The sequence below is a fragment of the Nonomuraea sp. B208 genome (assembly GCF_057536035.1).
In genome coordinates this window covers 320152-337400 of the sequence record NZ_BAAJOU010000030.1, presented here as the reverse complement: position 1 = coordinate 337400, position 17249 = coordinate 320152, and the positions used below count along the sequence as shown (strand labels likewise).

Below are 17249 nucleotides of genomic sequence, written 5' to 3'. Positions count from 1 at the left end.
CCAAACTTTCCCCAGGTGATGCTTTCCGCCGCTCGTCGGCGTGTCGGGGGAACGCCCGGCCATTCCTCGACCGGTCCGCCCGGCCCACGGCCGCCGGAATTGTCGGTGGCCGCCGCTAGATTGCACGCATGCACCGCCCTGAAGACGCGCAGCCGCTCAACGTGGAGGACGTCACCCTCGACGACCCGGCCCCGGGAGCCGACGTCCCGGACGCCGCCCTGCTGAGCGCCGCCGCAGCCGACGACAGGCAGCCCCTCGCCACGGCAGCGCCCCCGCCCACCAGGACCCTGGCGACACCGAACACCGAGACGCCGCCTGGCAACGAGCTGAGGCCGGACGCCCACTCGGGAGCGGCCGCTGCGCCGAAAGCCGACTCGGGGCCGGCTGCCGGTGCGAGGGTGGCCGGTGGCGGAAGTGTGGGCGGCGGCGTCGTGGACCTCACGCTCGACGAGGCGCGGCGCCTCATCCTGCGCGCCCAGGGCCTGCTCGGCGCCGACGCGCGCAAGGGCGGGGTGCACGCCATGCTGCGCAGGCTGGGCGCCGTGCAGCTCGACACCATCTCGGTCCTCGCCCGCTCCCACGAGCTGGTCGCCTACGCCCGCCTGGGCGCGGTGAGCAGGCCGGCGGTGGAGCGGGCCTACTGGCACGACCCGGCGCGGAGCTTCGAGTACTGGTGCCACGCGGCCTGCATCCTGCCCGTCGAGCACTGGCCTCTCTACTCGTTCCGCCGCCGCGCCTTCCGCGACCGCAAGTTCCGCTGGCACGAGGTCCCCGACGGCGTCGACAAGCTGCTCGCCCAGGTGCGCGACTCGGGCCCGTTGATGACCTCCGACGTCGGCGGCGCCAAGAACGGCGGCCCGTGGTGGGACTGGTCCGACTCCAAGATCGGCCTGGAGTGGCTGCTGGACATCGGCGAGCTGGTCTGCACCCGCCGCGTCGGCTGGCGCCGCGTCTACGACCTGGCCGAGCGCGCGATCCCCGCCGACCTGCTCGCCCAGGACCTGACGGACGAGGAGTGCGTCACGCGACTGGCCGGCATCGCCGGGCGCTCACTGGGCGTGGCCAACCGCACCGACCTGATCGACTTCCTCCGCCTGAAGGGCCGCTTCGCGGCGATCCTCGACGAGGCGCTGCTCAGCGGCGCTGCCGGGCTGACGCCCGTGACGGTCGCGGGCTGGCCGGGCAAGAAGGGCCAGGCCAACGCGTGGGCCGACCCGGCCGCGCTGGCGAGCGAGCCGCGCGGCCGGCACCGCACCACGCTGGTCTCGCCGTTCGACTCCCTCATCTGGCACCGCGGCCGCACCGAGCGGATCTTCGGCTTCACCTACACCCTGGAGCTGTACGTCCCCAAGCACAAGCGGGTGCACGGCTACTTCACGATGCCGGTGCTGGCCGGGGGCCGGCTGATCGGCCGGGTCGATCCGGCCCGCGAGGGCACGACCCTGGTGGCCAGGCAGGTGCACCTGGAGCCGGGCCTGTCCCCCGCCAAGTGGGCCGGCGCGTTCGCGGACGCCCTGTGGTCGGCCGCCGAGTGGGTCGGCTGCGACAGCGTACGCGTCGAACGCGCCGATCCGCCGGAGCTCGTCACCATGCTGAACGCACCGAGATAGTCAGGCGGGGAGGGAGCGGGGGCTTCGCTAGGTGATCTCCAGCATGCGCTCCCGCACCGCGTAGACGACTGCCTCCATGCGGGAGTGCAGCTGCAGCTTGTCGAGGATGTTGCGCACGTGGTTCTTCACGGTGTTCTCGGAGATGAACAACTGCTTGGCGATCTCGCGGTTGTTCATGCCCTTGGCGACCAGCCGCAGGACCTCCATCTCGCGGTCGGTCAGCCGGGGGACGGGCAGCTGGGGCGGCCGCTCGGCCTCCTTGCGGCTCATGTTGGCGAACTCGCTGATGAGCTTGGCCGCCATCGCCGGATTGATTAACGACTGGCCCTCGTGCACGCCGCGCACGGCGGCGGGAACGTCGTTGATCTGCACGTCCTTGAGGAGGTAGCCGGTTGCTCCCGCCTTGATGGCCTCGAAGAGGTCCTCCTCCTCGTCGCTCACCGTGAGCATGATGATGCGGGTGCTGGGGACCGACGCCTTGATGCCCTTCGTGGCCTCGATCCCGTCCTGCCGCGGCATGCGCACGTCCATGAGCGCGACGTCGGGCATGAGGCGGTCGGCCAGCTCGACCGCCTCCTGCCCGTCGCTCGCCTCACCGACCACCTCGATGTCGGGCTCAGCCGCCAGCGCCAGAGCCAGGCTGCGCCTGATCAGCTCATGGTCGTCGACGATCAGCACGCGAATGGGCTCGCTCGCTGATGCGCGGGCCTCGTCGGACTCGCTCACGAGGCCTCCTTGATCCGCCTCGCGACCGCGCTTCCCTCGCTTCGCTCGCTCGGCTGAACCTGACTGAGCTCGCTCACGTCTCCTCCTCGTCGGGGGGCCAGAGCCGTAACCGCCATGATGGCACGTGTGCCGCGGTCCTCGGGTGGTCGAGAAGATCTTTTTCAGTAAGCGATCAGGGCTCTACGAGCCGCAACACGCCGTAGTTGTACCCGCGTCTGTTGTAGACGACGCTCGGCTGACCGCTCTCCTTGTCCCGGAAGAGGTAGAAGTCGTGGCCGACCAGCTCCATCTCCAGCAGCGCCTGGTCGATGGTCATCGGCTCGGCCCGGTGGAACTTCTCCCGGACGATGAGCGGCCCCTCGCCGTCCATCTCGATCGGGACGATGTCCTCGTCGGTCTTGTCGTCGTAGGTGACGTCGGTGTAGTCGTCGCCGGCGCGCTGGAGCGGCTCGCTCTCCTCGGCCGTGGACTTCGGCGCCACGGGCTCCTGGGGAGGCAGTCCGGCGACGTCGGGAAGCGTCGCGGTGATCTCCGCGACGGAGGGCGGGCAGTGGTTGCCGTGGTGCACCTTGCGCCGGTCGGCGGCCCGCCTCAGCCGGCCTTCCAGCTTGTCCAGCGCCAGGTCGAGGGCGGCGAACCGGTCGTCGGCCGAGGCCTCGGCGCGGATGGCCGGCCCTCGGGAGTGGATGGTGAGCTCGACGCGCTCCCGCTGTCCCGCGAGGCGCGGATTGCGTTCCTTCGACACCTGCACATCGACTCGGATGAGTTTGTTGTCCAGACGTTCGATCCTGGCCAGCTTGGTCGTCACTTGGTCGCGGAACCGATCACTCACACCCGTGTGTCGGCCCTTGACGATGATGTCCATGCAAAAGCCCCCCTTCCGTCTAACGACTGAGCAAGAGCGCCCGACGAGCTGCCGATCGGGCGAGGCCTGCTGTCTGCCTTTCTGTCACCGTTACCCTCTTCCGACTCGTGATCACCGGGAACTCTGTTGGCACCCGTCCGGCCGACCTGGTCTTCGACCCCACATCCGCCTGCTGAGGGTCTCGCAGCTCTGTTGCCACTACTGCCCTTCTCTTCTGGCGAGAGGCATCTGACCTCTCGGGAAGGCAGGACTTACCCCTAAGCCGCACCGTGATCGGTCGACAAAGAGTCGCCTTACGTGGACCGTTTTGCCTGCGGCTGGCATCGGCTAGCAGAGCCGGGAGCCCCGGCTCTGCGCAACCACGGACCCGAACGGGTGCCATGTCCGAACGCTATCCGCATCCTGGGCGAATGTCAGCCGGAGGGTTGTCCGGACGATCACGTTGCGTGATATCGGCGGGCCGGACAGGGGTGTTTTGATGCCCCGTTTAATCGGGCGGCGTCCGCTATGGCCGACCGTGGATCGCCCGTCGAGCACCGTGGCGGCATCCCGTGGGGAAGCGACATGTGACCTCCTGGGGAGGGCCTGGTCGGCCGCGTCTTTCACGCACCGTCACCGTAATGCTTTTTTAGATCTTCGGCGTGTCGCGGCGACCGTGATCGCCAGCGGGACCGGTGTTCCGGCTGATCGGAGGGCTCGCGCGGCCTCGGCGAGGGTGGCGCCGGTCGTCACGATGTCGTCCACGAGCAGCGCACAGGGCGCTGGAGGGCCTGTCGCGGGCCGGGTGACCCGTAGTGACCCGGCGAGGTTGACCGCCCGCTCAGCGCTGCTCAGGCCCGCCTGATCGGTCACGGAGCGGACCTGGGTCAAGCCGTTCCAGGGGCGGGCGGGCAGACCGAGCGCGCACAGGGCGCGGGACGCGAGCAGGGCCAGGCGGGCGACCGGGTCGTGGCCTCTCGCACCGGCCGTGGCCCGGGTGCTGGGGACCGGCACGACGGCGAAGCCGGCCGCGAGCGCGCGGCGGGCTCCGGGGGTGCGGGAGAGCGCCGTGACGGCGGTGAACGCCAGCGCCTCGGCCAGGACCGCCGCCAGCGTCACCGCGCCCCGCTCCTTGTAGGCGAGGAGGGCGCGGCGTGTGCGGTCGTCGTACGGGCTCGCCGACCAGCAGTCGGGGAGGCCGGGCGGGCACGGGTCCGGCCACCGCCTGGCCGGCCGGGCGGTCAGCTCGGCCACGCACGCGGCGCAGCACCGGGGCCCCTTGGCGCCGCAACCGGCGCAGGCCGGGGGCAGGATCAGGTCGAGCACGGCGTCCAGCACGCCCGCCAGCATGCCCACCGCCACCGACAGTTCCCGCCCCGGACGATCGGCTCACCCGAGCAGCCCGCCGTGCCCGCCGCCGTGCCCGCCAACGCCCGCGCGGCCGGGCCCTCCCCGGGGAGGGCCCGGCCGGGGAAGGCCCCACCCGGGGGAAGGCCCCGCCCGGGTCGGCCGGGCCCGGTCGGGCGGGCGGGCGGCTCAGCTGAGCAGCCGGACCGCCGGCGGAAGCGGCGCGGGGACGGGGTCGGCGCGGAACGACTGGATCATCAGGGCCGCGAACCGGCGCGCGGCCGCGGCCCGCAGTTCGGGTGACCCGGCGCGGATGGCCTCGCTCGCCGTCACCGCCAGGACGAGGTCCTCCAGCACGAAGTCCGCCCGCAGGCCGCCCGTCTCCTTCGCCCGCCGGACGAGCCGGAGCAGCAGCCGGACCGAACGCTCGCGCTCCGCCCCGAGATACGGCAGCCGCGCGACGAGAGCGCCGGACAGCCCCCGGCCGCGGGCGCGCGCCTCCATCAGCCTCTCGGTCACCAGGCAGAACCCGCGCCACGGATCGGACTCCGCCAGCCCCTCCTCGACGACCGCCGAGCACAGGGCCGTCGGCTCGGCGACGACCTCGCCGAGCAGCGCCTCCTTGGTCGGGAAGTGCCGGTAGACGGTGGCCGCCCCGACCTGGGCGCGCCGGGCGATCTCGCGGATCGGCACGCCGGGTCCCTCGGCGGCGAAGGCCGCGCGGGCGACCGCGAGGATGCGCGCGCGGTTGTCGCGGGCGTCCGAGCGCGACTTCTGACTCATTTCGGCCGTCACCGCTCTCACTTCGGTCGGACGGACGGGCTGCCCACCTACGGTACGGCGCATGAGAGCAGTCCAGTTTTCCGAGTACGGCGGGCCGGGCGTGGTGCACGTCGCCGAGGTCGAGGAGCCGCACGCCGGGCCGGGTACGGTCCGCGTCGCCGTACGGGCGTCCGGGTTGTCGGCGGGAGAGACGCGCATCCGCTCGGGCGAGCTGCGCGGCGTGGTGCCGGTGACGTTCCCGTTCCGCACCGGGTTCGACGCCGCGGGCGTGGTGGACGAGGTCGGCGAGGGCGTCACGGGCGTCGAGGCGGGCGACGAGGTGTTCGGCATGACCGCGGCGACGACGCGCGGCGCCAACGCCGACCACGCGGTCCTGGTGGCCTGGGCGCCGAAACCGGCCGCGTGGAGCTGGGAGGAGGCCGGTGGCGCGGCGGGCAGCGTCGAGACGGCCACGCGGGTGCTCGACCGGCTCGGGGCCGGCGCCGGGCACACGGTGCTGGTGCAGGGCGCGGCCGGCGGGGTGGGGACGGTCGCCGTGCAGCTCGCGGTCGCCCGCGGCGCCACCGTGATCGGCACGGCCAGTGAGCGCAACCACGACTTCCTGCGCTCGCTCGGCGCGGAGCCGACGACGTACGGGGCCGGTCTCGTCGAACGGGTCCGCGCGCTGGCCCCGGGCGGGGTGGACGCGGTGTTCGACTGCGCCGGAGGGGCGCTGCCCGATCTGGTCGCCGTCGCCGGGGACCCGGCGCGCGTGGTGACCATCGCCCCCGACCTGACCGCGGCGGCCCACGGCGTGCACCTGTCGCACGGCGCGCCGGGCGCGGACCCCGGGGCGGGCGCCGACCCGCTCGCGGTGCACGGCCTCGGCGTCGCGGTCGAGCTCGCCGCGCGGGGGCGGCTGCGGGTGCCGGTCGCGGCGGCGTTCCCGCTCGCCGAGGCGGCGGCCGCGCACGAGCTGAGCGAGAGCCGCCACGCCCGCGGGAAGATCGTCCTGGTGAACTGACCGGCTCAGCCCAGGGGGAACAGGGGCGCTTCGGCGTTCGACTCGATCCTGGTCTTCCAGCTCTGGTCCTGCGCGAGCTCCAGGATCTCCGAGCCCTTCCCCTTGCCCGTCTCCGCCTGCGCGAGCACGTGCTCGTTGAGCGCCGCGACCCGGCGCAGCCGGTTCTTCAGCGGGATCTCGGTGATGTCGCCGTCGCCGATGTCGATCTCGTTCAGCGTCTGCCCGGCGTTGCTCTTGACCAGCACGAGCACGTGCTCGTCGTCGCGCCAGGCGAGGTCCTCGATGACGCCGCCCGGCTCCCTGGCCGTCGGCACCCGGACGTTGCTGAGCATCAGCCCGCCCGTCTGCGTCAGCGCGCCGACGTGCACGATGTTCTCGCGGGTGGTCAGCACCACGCGTACGCCGTCCCTGGCGATGCGCATGCGGGTGACGTCCCAGCCCTTCAGCCCCGGGGCGGCGACCCGCTCGGCGGGGCGGTTGGCGCCGGGTTCGTAGCGCAGCACGACGCCGTTCTTGCGGTCGAACGTCCACAGCGACCCGTCGCGGTGCCAGGACGGCGCGGTGAGGTCCTCCGGGGAGCCCGGGATGACCTCCTGCCACTGCCCCTCCTGGGTGGCGGGGGTGATGGAGATGCCGGTGGAGGTCTGGGCGGCGACGAGGTCGCCCTGCTTGGACAGGGCGAAGTTGGAGTAGCCCTCGCGCGGCTGCCCGGCCGGCCCGGCGATGGCGCCGCCCGGCCCCTCGTTGGTCATGTAGTGGACGGCGCCCTTGTCGACGTAGTAGTCGGTGTTGACGCCGTTGTCCAGCCAGCCCTGGTCGACGTTGGGCTGGGAGACGGAATACTGCTCCCCGTCCACCTGCACCTCGATGGCGCGGCCCTTGGCGACGTCGTTGTTGGTGAGGCTGTAGCGGATCTGGGCCATGAGGCCGTGCTCGCCGCTCAGGTCGAGGGGGTCGATCGGGCCCGACAGGTTGATGACGACCCGTTCGTCCTCGCCCGAGCGCACCGACTCGATCTTGGTGCCGGAGGGGAAGCTGGTGCTCACCGCGCCCTGGAGCGCGGCGCTCGGCGCCTTGAGCAGCCGTTCGAGCACGACCTGCGCGTACGTCTTGGTCGGCTTGAGCCGCAGCCGCACGCTGTCCACCACCAGCCGGTCCTGGGTGCCGCTGCCTAGGTAGTAGAGCTTGGTCGGCCGGTAGGCCCGCGCGACGTCGGACTTGGTGAGGATGAGCCCCTGCGGCAGGCCGCGCACGCGGTAGCCGACGCCCTCGACCTTGACCAGCTCGAACGGCCGCGCCCAGTTCCCGGCCAGCGGCACGTAGGTGTCGTCCTCCTCGATCCTGGCGATCTGGGGGGCCTTGACGGAGATCTTCTGCACCGACTCGGTGCCGTCCTGGTCGCCCAGGTCGAAGGTCCAGTTCCAGGCGTCGTCGAGCACGGTCACCGCGCCCTCGGGGCTCCAGCCGCGCAGCGCCTCGGGCGTCAGGTATTGCGGCAGGACCGTCGGGTCGTCGTCGTAGGCCGCCATGGCCGCCTGGAGGCCCTTGAGCACGTCCTGGGGGCCCCAGCCGGGCTGCGGCGGGGTGGCGATCATCCGCTGGAACGGCTTGCTGAGCGGGTCGCCGCTGCCCGTGTCGTCCACCACGTACGGGCCGCTGACCGGGATCACCGAGCACCCCGAGCCGGTGAGCGCCACGGCCGCGGCCACCGCCGCGACGGCGCAGAGCCGCCTAGTCCTCGTCATCGAGCGCCCCGTCCCCCACGGCGGGCAGCAGCACGGGCGTCATGGCCCCGCGCCAGGTGCGCCGCATCTCGATCTCGGGCGGCACGAGCGGCAGCGGCGAGCCCTTGAGGTCGGCCCCCGCCGTGCGCGGCAGCGTCAGCCTGAACTGCGAGCCCTCGCCCGGCTGCCCCCACGCCTGGAGCCAGCCGCCGTGCAGGGTGGCGTCCTCGCGGGAGATCGCCAGGCCGAGCCCGGTGCCGCCGATGGTGCGCGCCCGCGACGGGTCGGCCCGCCAGAACCGGTCGAAGACCATGGTGTCCTCGCCCGGCTTGAGTCCGATGCCGTGGTCGCGTACGGCGACCGCCACGGAGTCGCGGTCGGCGCCGACGGTGACGACGATCTCCCTGCCCTCGCCGTGCTCGATGGCGTTGAACAGCAGGTTGCGCAGGATCCGCTCGACCCGGCGGTTGTCGATCTCGGCCATGCAGGGCTCGGGCGGCAGCCGCAGCTCGAAGCGGGTGCCGTGGCGCTCGGCCAGCGCCTCGGAGTCCTCGATCGCGCGCAGCACGACCTTGGTGACGTCGACCGGCTCCAGGTCGAGGGTGGCCGCGCCGGCGTCGTAGCGGCTGATCTCCAGCAGGTCGCCCAGCATCGACTCGAACCGTTCGAGCTGGGCCTGCATGAGCTCGGCCGAGCGGGCGGCCATGGGGTCGAAGTCCTCGCGGGCGTCGTACAGCAGGTCGGCGGCCATGCGCACGGTGGTCAGCGGGGTGCGCAGCTCGTGCGAGACGTCGGAGACGAACTGCCGCTGGACCTGCGACAGCTCCTCAAGCTGGTGGATCTTGAGCGCCAGGTTGGCGGCCATCTCGTTGAAGGAGTTGGCCAGGCGGGCGAGGTCGTCCTCGCCGCGTACCTTCAGCCGCTCGTCCAGCTTGCCCGCGGCCAGCCGCTCGGCGGCCTGGCGGGCCAGCCGGACGGGGGTGACGACCTGCCTGGCCACCAGGTACGCGATGGCCGCCAGCAGCAGCACGAGCCCGAGCCCCACCACGACGATGGCGAGCCGGACGTTGGACAGCAGCGCCTCTTCCTCGTCGAGCGGGAAGAAGTGGTAGACCTCGTAGTTCTGGCCGCTGAAGGGCTCGTGGACGATGCCGCCGACGATGTACATCAGGCGCGGCTGGCTCTGCCCGGTCAGCGCGACGCGCTCGATGGAGACGATGGGCTTGTCGTAGACCAGCTTCGTGATGTTGCGCTGCAGCCCGGCGCGCAGGGCGGGCGGCACGTTGCCGGGCACGAGGCGGCCCGAGGCGCGCGACTGCCCGGGGGCCGCGACGTTGAGTATGAGCACGTCGTAGCGCTTCTTGGAGCCGCCGTCGACGGAGCCGGTGACGGCGCCCATCACCTCGTCGAGCGGGTTGACCACGACCTTGCCCGCCTCGGGGGCCTTGGCCTGGTCGTCGTCGGGAGGCGCGAGCGCGTCGGCGATCTGCAGCCGGTCGGCGTTGGCCTCGCTGACCGAGGACTGCTGGCTGCTCTGAATGACGGCCCGGTTGATCTGCTCGGACAGGAACGTGCCGAGCACCACCACCACGACGACGGAGATCACCAGCGTGCTGGTGACCACCTGGAGCTGCAGCGAGCGCCGCCAGACGCTGCGCGCCCTGACCGCCGCACGCCGCACCCGCCGGCGGACGCCGCCGAGTATCTGGCGTGGCGTCCGCCGACGGGTGCGCTTGGTCTTCGTCGGGGGCATGGCGGATGGGGGCGGGCGGGTCAGGCGGGTCCGGCTTTGTAGCCCACGCCGCGGACCGTCACCACGATCTCGGGGTGCTCGGGGTCCTTCTCGATCTTGGCCCGGAGCCGCTGGACGTGCACGTTGACCAGCCGCGTGTCGGCCGCGTGCCGGTAGCCCCACACCTGTTCGAGCAGGACCTCGCGGGTGAAGACCTGGCGCGGCTTGCGGGCCAGCGCGACGAGCAGGTCGAACTCGAGCGGCGTGAGGTTGATGGTCTCCTCGCCCCGCTTGACCGAGTGGCCGGCCACGTCGATGGTGATGTCGCCGATCTGGAGGATCTCCGGCGTCGGCTCGTCCGTACGGCGGAGCCTCGCGCGCACCCGCGCGACCAGCTCCTTCGGCTTGAACGGCTTGACGATGTAGTCGTCGGCGCCCGACTCCAGGCCGAGCACGACGTCGATGGTGTCGCTCTTCGCCGTGAGCATGACGATCGGGACCCCGGACTCGGCCCTGATCCTGCGCGCCACGTCGATGCCGTCGGCCCCCGGCAGCATCAGGTCGAGCAGGACAAGGTCCGGGCGCGTGTCCCGGAACGCGTCGAGCGCCTTGTCGCCGTCAGAGACGAAGGATGGTTCGAACCCCTCGCCCCGCAGCACGATCCCCAGCATCTCGGCGAGAGCGGCGTCGTCGTCGACGACCAGCACGCGACCTTTCATGGCCCCTCATTCGTTCTACGCATTCTGGGACATACCCGCACGATCGCTGAAGGTTACCCTTGGTAGGCCCATGAGTGTGACTTGAGCCCTGCGAAAGGCGAATTTCAGCTCCGCCCCCGCGACCGCAGTCCCAAGTCTGCGGTAACGGAGCGTCTTTAGGCCATCCCTGGTGCAGATCCATGCCAGATTCCCCCGTGAACAATGGGTCATCGGGCAGCGAATCGCCTCCGGGACGCCAAGCTCCCTCCCAGCATGCCAGGATTGGGATATGTCAGACGGTCACGGTCCCTCGCCCGAGACGCCCCCAGGTTGGTCGGCCGAACAGCCGCCGCCCTACAGCGCCCCGCCGGCCTCGCCGTGGACCGCGCCCGGCTCCCCCGAGCAGGTGCCCTACGGGCAGCCGTACGGGCAGGCTCCACAGCAGCAGCCCTACGCCCCGCAGCCCCCTCACCCGCCCGGCCCGCAGCAGGGCTACGGCTATATGCCGCCGCCCCCCGTGCTGCGCCCCGGCATCATCCCGCTGCGCCCGCTGAGCCTCGGCGACATGCTCGACGGCACCATCAAGCTCATCCGCTCCAACCCGAAGGCGGTGCTCGGCCTCTCGGCCGTCGCCGCGCTGCTCGCCTCCGTGCCGATGGCCATCGGGCAGGCGTTCGTGCTCGACAGCATGGGCAGCGTGCTCACCGACCCCTCCGCCATGGAGAACCCCGAGCAGCTCGACAGCAGCATGGCCGGCCTCGCCGCCCAGTACGGCGGCACCCTGATCTCCTACGCCATCCAGTTCGTCGTGGTCACGCTGCTGACCGGGGTGATCACCCGCATACTCGGGCGGGCCGTCTTCGGCGGCAACCTCACGGCGGGCGAGGCGTGGCACCTGGTCAAGGGCCGGGTGCCGGCGCTGTTCGGCGTCGTGGGCCTCATGGTGGTCATCATGGCGGTGCCGCTGATCGCGTTCGTGGTGATCGGCGTCGCGCTGGTGGCCAACGGCACCGGCGCCGGGGGCCTGCTCGGCCTGATCGTCGTGTTCTTCGTCCTCTACATCGCCTACTACCTGTTCTTCCGCACCCGCTTCGCGTTCGCCTCGCCGGCGGTGGTGCTGGAGGGCCGGGGGCCGATCGACGCCATGCGCCGCTCCTGGCAGCTGGTCACCGGCGACTTCTGGCGCGTGTTCGGCATCCTGCTGCTCACGTCGCTGCTGGTCGGCCTGGTGGCGGGCGTCCTTTCGGTTCCGTTCACGATCGCGGGCACGCTGTTCGGCATGCTCGGCACGGGCTCGATGGTCAACGCCGTCGTGTCGGCCGTGCTGATCGCGATCGGCGGCACGCTCGGCGCGATGTTCACCTACCCCTTCGAGTCGGGCGTCTCCGGTCTCCTGTACGCCGACCGGCGCATGCGCAGCGAGGCCTTCGACCTCGTGCTGCAGACGGCGGCCATCGAACAGCAGCGCCAGGGCTGGGTGCACGGCTCGGCCGACGAGCTCTGGCACCCGTCCAACTCCGCCGGGTCGTGAGCCCCATCGGGAGGGAGGAGGCCGCGCGGCGGGCCGCGGAGGAGCTCCTCAAGTCACCGTACGAGCGCGAGTCCCTGCCCGACATGCTCCTGCGGCACTTCAACCAGTTCCTCGGCGACCTCGCCGACGCCGCCTTCGGCAACGGCCCGGTCGGCGGGATCGTCGCGAGCGTCGTCATCCTGGCGCTCGTCGTCGCCGCGGCCGCGCTGGTCTCGTGGCAGCTCCGCCGCATGTCGAGGCGGCGGGGCCTGGTCACGGGCGGCCTGTACGGCGAGCGCGTCCGCACCGCCGACGAGCACCGCCGGGCCGCCGAGCGGCTGGCCGGCGAGGGCCGCTGGAGCGAGGCGATCCAGGAGCGGCTCCGCGCCATCGCCCGCGACCTGGAGGAACGCGCGCTGGTCGACGGCATGCCCGGCCGCACCGCCGACGAGCTGGCCGCCGAGGCCGCCGCGGCGCTGCCGGACCTCGCCGCCGAGCTGGCGGCGGCGGCCCGCTCCTTCGACGACGTGACCTACGGCGGCGTGCCCGGCACCTCCGACGCCTACGCCACCATGGCCGGCCTCGACGACCGCCTGCGCCAGGCCCGCCCGGTCCCGCTCGCGGCCGCAGGGGAGGCGTTGTGAGCGCGCCTGTGGACGGGTCGCTCGCCCCCGGTGGGGCGGCGCTCGGGGAGCCGGTCGTCACCCGGGACGGGGTCGTCCCCGGCGACCCGCCGGGCGGTTCCGCACCCACCTCGCCGACCCTCCGCTCCACCTGGCGCTCGGGCCGCCTGATCGTGCTCCTGGGCGCCCTCGTCGTGCTGATCGCGGTGCTCGGCGTCCTGCTCGCCCCGCAGCGCGGGCCCTCGCGCGCGCTCGACCCGGCCGACACCTCGCTCGCCGGGTCCAGGGCGCTGGCCGAGCTGCTGCGGGCGCGCGGCGTCCAGATCGACCGGGTCGACTCCGCCGAGGCGGCCGCCCGGCTCGCCACGACGGGCGGCCCTCGGCTGCTGCTGGTCACCGACACGGTCTACGCCGACGAGTACGCCCTGGCCGCGATCCCCGGCGACCGGCTGATCGTCGGCGACCTGCCCGGCCTGGCCGCGCTGGCCCCCGAGGTGCGCACCGTCCCGGAGGCGGCCCGGACCCGCTCGCGGGAGCCGGAGTGCGCGCTGCCGGCCGCGCGGGCGGCGGGGAGCGCATACATGGGCGGCACGGCCTTCGAGGGCCCTCCCGGCGCCGCGCTCTGCTACCCGTCCACCACCGAGGGCCACACGCTGGTGTCCTACTCCCGCGCGGGCGGCACGACGACGGTCGTCGGCGACGGCTCGTTCATGACGAACCTCCGCCTCCCCGAGGACGGCAACGCGGCACTCGCGCTCAACCTCATCGGCACCGGCAGGCCGGTGACCTGGCTGGTACGGCCGGACAACCCGCCGGTCGCCGAGCTGCCGGGCGAACGCGGACAGTCGCTGAGCGACCTCATGCCGGACAACGTGCGCTGGACCGTCTACATGGCACTCATCGCGGTGGCGGTCACCGCGCTCTGGCGCGGCCGGCGGCTCGGGCCGGTGGTGACCGAGCGCCTGCCCGTCGTCGTACGCGCGGCCGAGACGATCGAGGGCCGTGGCCGCCTCTACCGTGCCAGGCGGGCCAGGCAGCGGGCCGCCGAGGCGCTGCGCGCGGGCACGATCGACCGGCTGACCCCCCGGCTCGGCCTGGCCACCGGCGCCGGCGGCAGGGAGGTCGTGGCCGCGCTCGCCGCCCGTACCGGCCAGGACGCGCACCGGGTCGGCGCGGCACTGTACGGCCCGCCGCCCGCGGACGACGCGGCCCTCGTCGCCCTGGCCGCATACTTGGACCTCATGGAAAGGCAGGTCAGTGAACTCTGAGGAGAGTTACCGCGTGACGACGTCCGCCGACGCGGCGAGGGAGGCGCTCGCCGCGCTCCGCGCCGAGGTGGCGAAGGCCGTCGTGGGCCAGGACGCGGTGGTGACGGGGCTGGTCATCGCGCTGCTGTGCAGGGGGCACGTGCTGCTGGAGGGCGTGCCCGGCGTGGCGAAGACGCTGATGGTGCGCACGCTGAGCGCGGCGCTGTCGCTGGACTTCAAGCGGGTGCAGTTCACGCCCGACCTGATGCCGGGCGACGTGACCGGCTCGCTGATCTACGACGCGAAGACCGCGGAGTTCGAGTTCCGCGAGGGCCCCGTCTTCACGAACCTGCTGCTGGCCGACGAGATCAACCGCACCCCGCCGAAGACGCAGGCCGCGCTGCTGGAGGCGATGGAGGAGCGGCAGGTCAGCGTGGAGGGGTCGGCCCGGCCGCTGCCCGACCCGTTCGTGGTCTGCGCGACCCAGAACCCGGTCGAGTACGAGGGCACCTACCAGCTCCCCGAGGCGCAGCTCGACCGCTTCCTGCTGAAGCTGACCGTGCCGCTGCCGCCGCGCGAGCAGGAGATCGCGGTGCTGGAGCGGCACGCCCGCGGCTTCGACCCGCGCGACCTGTCGGAGGTCAAGCCGGTCGCCAGCGCCGCCGACCTCGCCGCCGGGCGGGAGGCCGCGGCCCAGGTGCACGTGGCGCCCGAGGTGCTCGGCTACATCGTGGACGTGGCCCGCGCGACCAGGAACTCGCCGTCGTTGCAGCTCGGCGTCTCGCCGCGAGGGGCGACGGCGCTGCTCGCGGCCTCCCGCGCGTGGGCGTGGCTGTCCGGGCGGCACTACGTCACCCCCGACGACGTCAAGGCGCTGGCCAGGCCCGCGCTGCGGCACCGCGTGGGCCTGCGGCCCGAGGCGGAGCTGGAGGGCGCGACCGCCGACGGCCTGCTCGACGGCATCCTGGCCTCGGTCCCGGTCCCGCGCTGATGGCGCTGACGGGGCGGGCCGGGCTGGTCGCCGCGCTCGGGATCGTGCTGGTGATGCTCGCGCCGCAGCCCGGAGCGGCGCTGGCCGGCGTCTGCCTGCTGCTGGCGGCGGCGATCGTGATCGACCTGACGTTCGCGGGGGCGGTGCGTCCGCTGCGCCTGCACCGGTCCGGCGACACCCTGGTCCGGCTCGGGCAGCGGGCCACGGTCGAGCTCGTCGTGGAGAACCCCGGGTCCAGGCGGGTGCGGGGCGTGCTGCGCGACGCCTGGCCGCCGTCCGCCGGTGCCACGCCGCGGGTCGCGCGGCTCGACGTGCCGAAGGGCGAACGGCGCAAGATCGTCGTCACGCTCGACCCCACCCGGCGCGGCGACCGCTCGTCGGTGGCGGTCACGGTGCGCTCGCTCGGGCCGCTCGGGCTGGCCGCGCGGCAGGGCGGCCACCGCGTGCCGTGGACGGTGCGGGTGCTGCCGCCGTTCCTGTCGCGCAAGCACCTGCCCTCGCGGCTGGCCCGGCTGCGCGAGCTCGACGGGCAACACCCCGCGCTCGTACGCGGCCAGGGCACCGAGTTCGACTCCCTGCGCGAGTACGTCGTCGGCGACGACGTGCGCTCCATCGACTGGCGGGCCACGGCGCGCCGGCACGACGTGGTGGTGCGCACCTGGCGGCCGGAACGCGACCGGCGGGTGCTGATCGTGCTCGACACCGGGCGTACGTCGGCGGGCCGGGTGGGCGACGCGCCCATCCCCTTGGCGGGCGCGACGCCGGGCGGCGGCGGCCTGCTGGGCCGGCCCGACCCGCGGCCGGTGCCCGGCTGGCCGCGGCTCGACTGGTCGATGGACGCGGCGCTGCTGCTGGCCGCCCTCGCCGCCCGCGCCGGCGACCAGGTCGACTTCCTCGCCTACGACCGGGCCGTACGCGCCTGGGTGGGCGGCGCCTCCCGCACCGAGCTGCTGTCGTCGCTGGTCAACGTCATGGCGCCGATCGAGGCCGAGCTGGTCGAGGCCGACGCGCAGGGCATGGTGGCGGCCGTGCTGTCGCGGGCCAGGCGGCGCTGCCTGGTGGTGCTGCTGACCGACCTCAACGGGGCGGCCATGGACGAGGGGCTCATGCCGGTGCTGCCGCAGCTCGCCTCGCGGCACCTGTTGCTGGTGGCCGGGGTGTCCGACCCCCGGGTGGCCGCGATGGCGGCGCGGCGGGGCTCGGCCGAGGAGGTCTATGACGCGGCGGCGGCCGAGCACGCCCAGCTCGAACGCCGGCGCATCACCGCCCGGCTGCGGCGGGCGGGGGTCGAGGTCATGGACGCCCCGCCGGAGGACATCGCACCGGCGCTGGCGGACGCCTACCTGGCGCTGAAGGCGGCCGGCCGGCTGTAGCGGCTTCTGGGACGCGTCAGGCGGCTGGGGCGACGTCTGGGGCGCGTTCGAGGTCGCCGGTCTCGGCGGCCAGCGCGGCCCGGCGGCCGAAGCCGATGACGTACGCCAGGAAGGCCACCTCGGCGAGCACGCCGATCCCCACGCGGGCCCAGGTCGGCAGCGGCGACGGGGTGACGAACGCCTCGATCAGCCCCGACACGAACAGCACCACGACCAGCCCCAGCGCCACGCTCATCACGGCCCGCCCCTGCTCGGCCAGCGCCTCCGTGCGCCGGCGCGGCCCGGGGTCGATGACCGTCCAGCCGAGCCGCATGCCGACGGCCGCCGCCAGGAAGACGGCGGTCAGCTCCAGCAGCCCGTGCGGTGTGATCAGCCCGAAGAAGATGTCCAGCTTGTCGCGGGAGGCCATGAGGCCGCCGGAGACGCCGACGTTGGCCGCGTTCTGGAACAGCACGTACGGGATCGGCAGCCCCAGCAGCACCGAGTAGATGACCACCTGGGCGGACAGCCAGGCGTTGTTGGTCCACACCCGCCCGGCGAACGACGCCGCCGGGTGCTCCGAGTAGTAGTCGGCGAAGTCGTGCTCGACGAGCTGGGTGATCTCGTCGGGCGTGCCGATCGCGGCCTGCACGTCGGGGTTGCCCGCCACCCACGCGCCGATCGCCCACGCCACCGCCGTGCTCGCCAGCGTGGCGGCCAGCCACCACCACCGCGCCCGGTAGGCCACCACGGGGAACGACACCGTGAAGAACCGGACGAACTCCCGCCAGGCGGGCGCGTGCGCGCCCGTCACCGCCGACCGCGCCCGCGCCACCAGCGCCGACAGGCGGCCGACGAGCATGGGGTCGTGCGCCGAGGAGCGGACGATCGACAGGTGCGTCGCCACCCGCTGGTAGAGGTCGACCAGCTCGTCCACCTCGGCGCCGGTCAGCGACGAGCGGTGCTTCACCAGATGGTCGAGCCGGTCCCAGGCAGGGCGGTGTGCGGCGATGAACGCGTCGATGTCCACCCGAACATTCTGGCCGCTCACTCACCTGC

15 protein-coding genes are annotated in these 17249 nt (G+C 73.2%); 7 read left to right on the top strand and 8 right to left on the bottom strand.

Going from position 1 to position 17249, the window contains the following annotated elements:
* The first annotated feature begins 128 nt into the window (after positions 1–128).
* Positions 129–1610 carry a winged helix-turn-helix domain-containing protein gene (locus AC27IY_RS43145; RefSeq protein WP_487181556.1) on the top strand — a complete coding sequence of 494 codons (1482 nt, stop codon included), beginning with the start codon at positions 129–131 and terminating at the stop codon, positions 1608–1610.
* Positions 1611–1637: 27 nt separating this feature from the next.
* Here the strand turns inward: AC27IY_RS43145 and AC27IY_RS43140 are convergent, their stop codons facing one another.
* The 4 genes from AC27IY_RS43140 to AC27IY_RS43125 all read right to left on the bottom strand — a co-directional run bounded on the left by AC27IY_RS43140 (position 1638) and on the right by AC27IY_RS43125 (position 5310).
* Positions 1638–2336 carry a response regulator gene (locus AC27IY_RS43140; protein ID WP_020541374.1) on the bottom strand — a complete coding sequence of 233 codons (699 nt, stop codon included), beginning with the start codon at positions 2334–2336 and terminating at the stop codon, positions 1638–1640.
* 172 nt (positions 2337–2508) lie between these two features.
* On the bottom strand, positions 2509–3201 hold the full coding sequence (gene hpf, locus AC27IY_RS43135; protein ID WP_423443567.1) for a ribosome hibernation-promoting factor, HPF/YfiA family: 693 nt from the start codon (positions 3199–3201) through the stop codon (positions 2509–2511).
* A 612-nt stretch (positions 3202–3813) separates the two neighbouring features.
* Positions 3814–4542 carry a ComF family protein gene (locus AC27IY_RS43130; protein ID WP_487181555.1) on the bottom strand — a complete coding sequence of 243 codons (729 nt, stop codon included), beginning with the start codon at positions 4540–4542 and terminating at the stop codon, positions 3814–3816.
* A gap of 174 nt (positions 4543–4716) precedes the next feature.
* On the bottom strand, positions 4717–5310 hold the full coding sequence (locus tag AC27IY_RS43125; RefSeq protein ID WP_423474222.1) for a TetR/AcrR family transcriptional regulator: 594 nt from the start codon (positions 5308–5310) through the stop codon (positions 4717–4719).
* A gap of 61 nt (positions 5311–5371) precedes the next feature.
* On the opposite strand from AC27IY_RS43125, the gene AC27IY_RS43120 reads away from it, so the two are divergent.
* Positions 5372–6313, top strand: a complete 942-nt coding sequence (locus AC27IY_RS43120) for an NADP-dependent oxidoreductase (RefSeq protein ID WP_487181554.1) — start codon at positions 5372–5374, stop codon at positions 6311–6313.
* A gap of 5 nt (positions 6314–6318) precedes the next feature.
* On the opposite strand, the gene AC27IY_RS43115 is transcribed toward AC27IY_RS43120, so the two are convergent.
* Genes AC27IY_RS43115 through mtrA form a run of 3 tightly spaced genes read right to left on the bottom strand, consistent with a single transcriptional unit; the run spans position 6319 to position 10488 of the window.
* Positions 6319–8058: an LpqB family beta-propeller domain-containing protein gene (locus AC27IY_RS43115; RefSeq protein WP_364449813.1), complete on the bottom strand. Its 1740-nt coding sequence runs from the start codon at positions 8056–8058 to the stop codon at positions 6319–6321.
* The gene (gene mtrB / locus AC27IY_RS43110; protein WP_487181553.1) at positions 8045–9790 is read right to left on the bottom strand and encodes an MtrAB system histidine kinase MtrB; all 1746 of its coding nucleotides are present in this window, start codon (positions 9788–9790) and stop codon (positions 8045–8047) included. Before mtrB ends, AC27IY_RS43115 begins: the two co-directional genes overlap by 14 nt.
* A 20-nt stretch (positions 9791–9810) precedes the next feature.
* Positions 9811–10488, bottom strand: coding sequence for an MtrAB system response regulator MtrA (gene mtrA, locus AC27IY_RS43105; protein WP_043620615.1), 678 nt, complete (start codon positions 10486–10488; stop codon positions 9811–9813).
* Between the two features lie 268 nt (positions 10489–10756).
* On the opposite strand from mtrA, the gene AC27IY_RS43100 reads away from it, so the two are divergent.
* The 5 genes from AC27IY_RS43100 to AC27IY_RS43080 are packed head-to-tail and all read left to right on the top strand — an operon-like array spanning position 10757 to position 16211.
* Positions 10757–11998 (top strand): DUF7847 domain-containing protein, encoded by a 1242-nt coding sequence (locus AC27IY_RS43100; protein ID WP_487181552.1) that lies wholly within the window; start codon positions 10757–10759, stop codon positions 11996–11998.
* Positions 11995–12621: a DUF4129 domain-containing protein gene (locus tag AC27IY_RS43095; protein WP_487181551.1), complete on the top strand. Its 627-nt coding sequence runs from the start codon at positions 11995–11997 to the stop codon at positions 12619–12621. Before AC27IY_RS43100 ends, AC27IY_RS43095 begins: the two co-directional genes overlap by 4 nt.
* Positions 12618–13868, top strand: coding sequence for a DUF4350 domain-containing protein (locus AC27IY_RS43090; protein WP_487181550.1), 1251 nt, complete (start codon positions 12618–12620; stop codon positions 13866–13868). The genes AC27IY_RS43095 and AC27IY_RS43090 overlap by 4 nt, the downstream gene beginning before the upstream one ends.
* A gap of 13 nt (positions 13869–13881) precedes the next feature.
* Positions 13882–14838 carry an AAA family ATPase gene (locus tag AC27IY_RS43085; protein WP_423474214.1) on the top strand — a complete coding sequence of 319 codons (957 nt, stop codon included), beginning with the start codon at positions 13882–13884 and terminating at the stop codon, positions 14836–14838.
* A complete protein-coding gene (locus AC27IY_RS43080; protein WP_487181549.1) occupies positions 14838–16211 on the top strand; it encodes a DUF58 domain-containing protein in 1374 nt (457 codons plus the stop codon). Before AC27IY_RS43085 ends, AC27IY_RS43080 begins: the two co-directional genes overlap by 1 nt.
* Positions 16212–16227: 16 nt before the next feature.
* On the opposite strand, the gene AC27IY_RS43075 is transcribed toward AC27IY_RS43080, so the two are convergent.
* The gene (locus AC27IY_RS43075) at positions 16228–17220 is read right to left on the bottom strand and encodes a stage II sporulation protein M (RefSeq protein ID WP_423474212.1); all 993 of its coding nucleotides are present in this window, start codon (positions 17218–17220) and stop codon (positions 16228–16230) included.
* Positions 17221–17249: the final 29 nt, after the last annotated feature.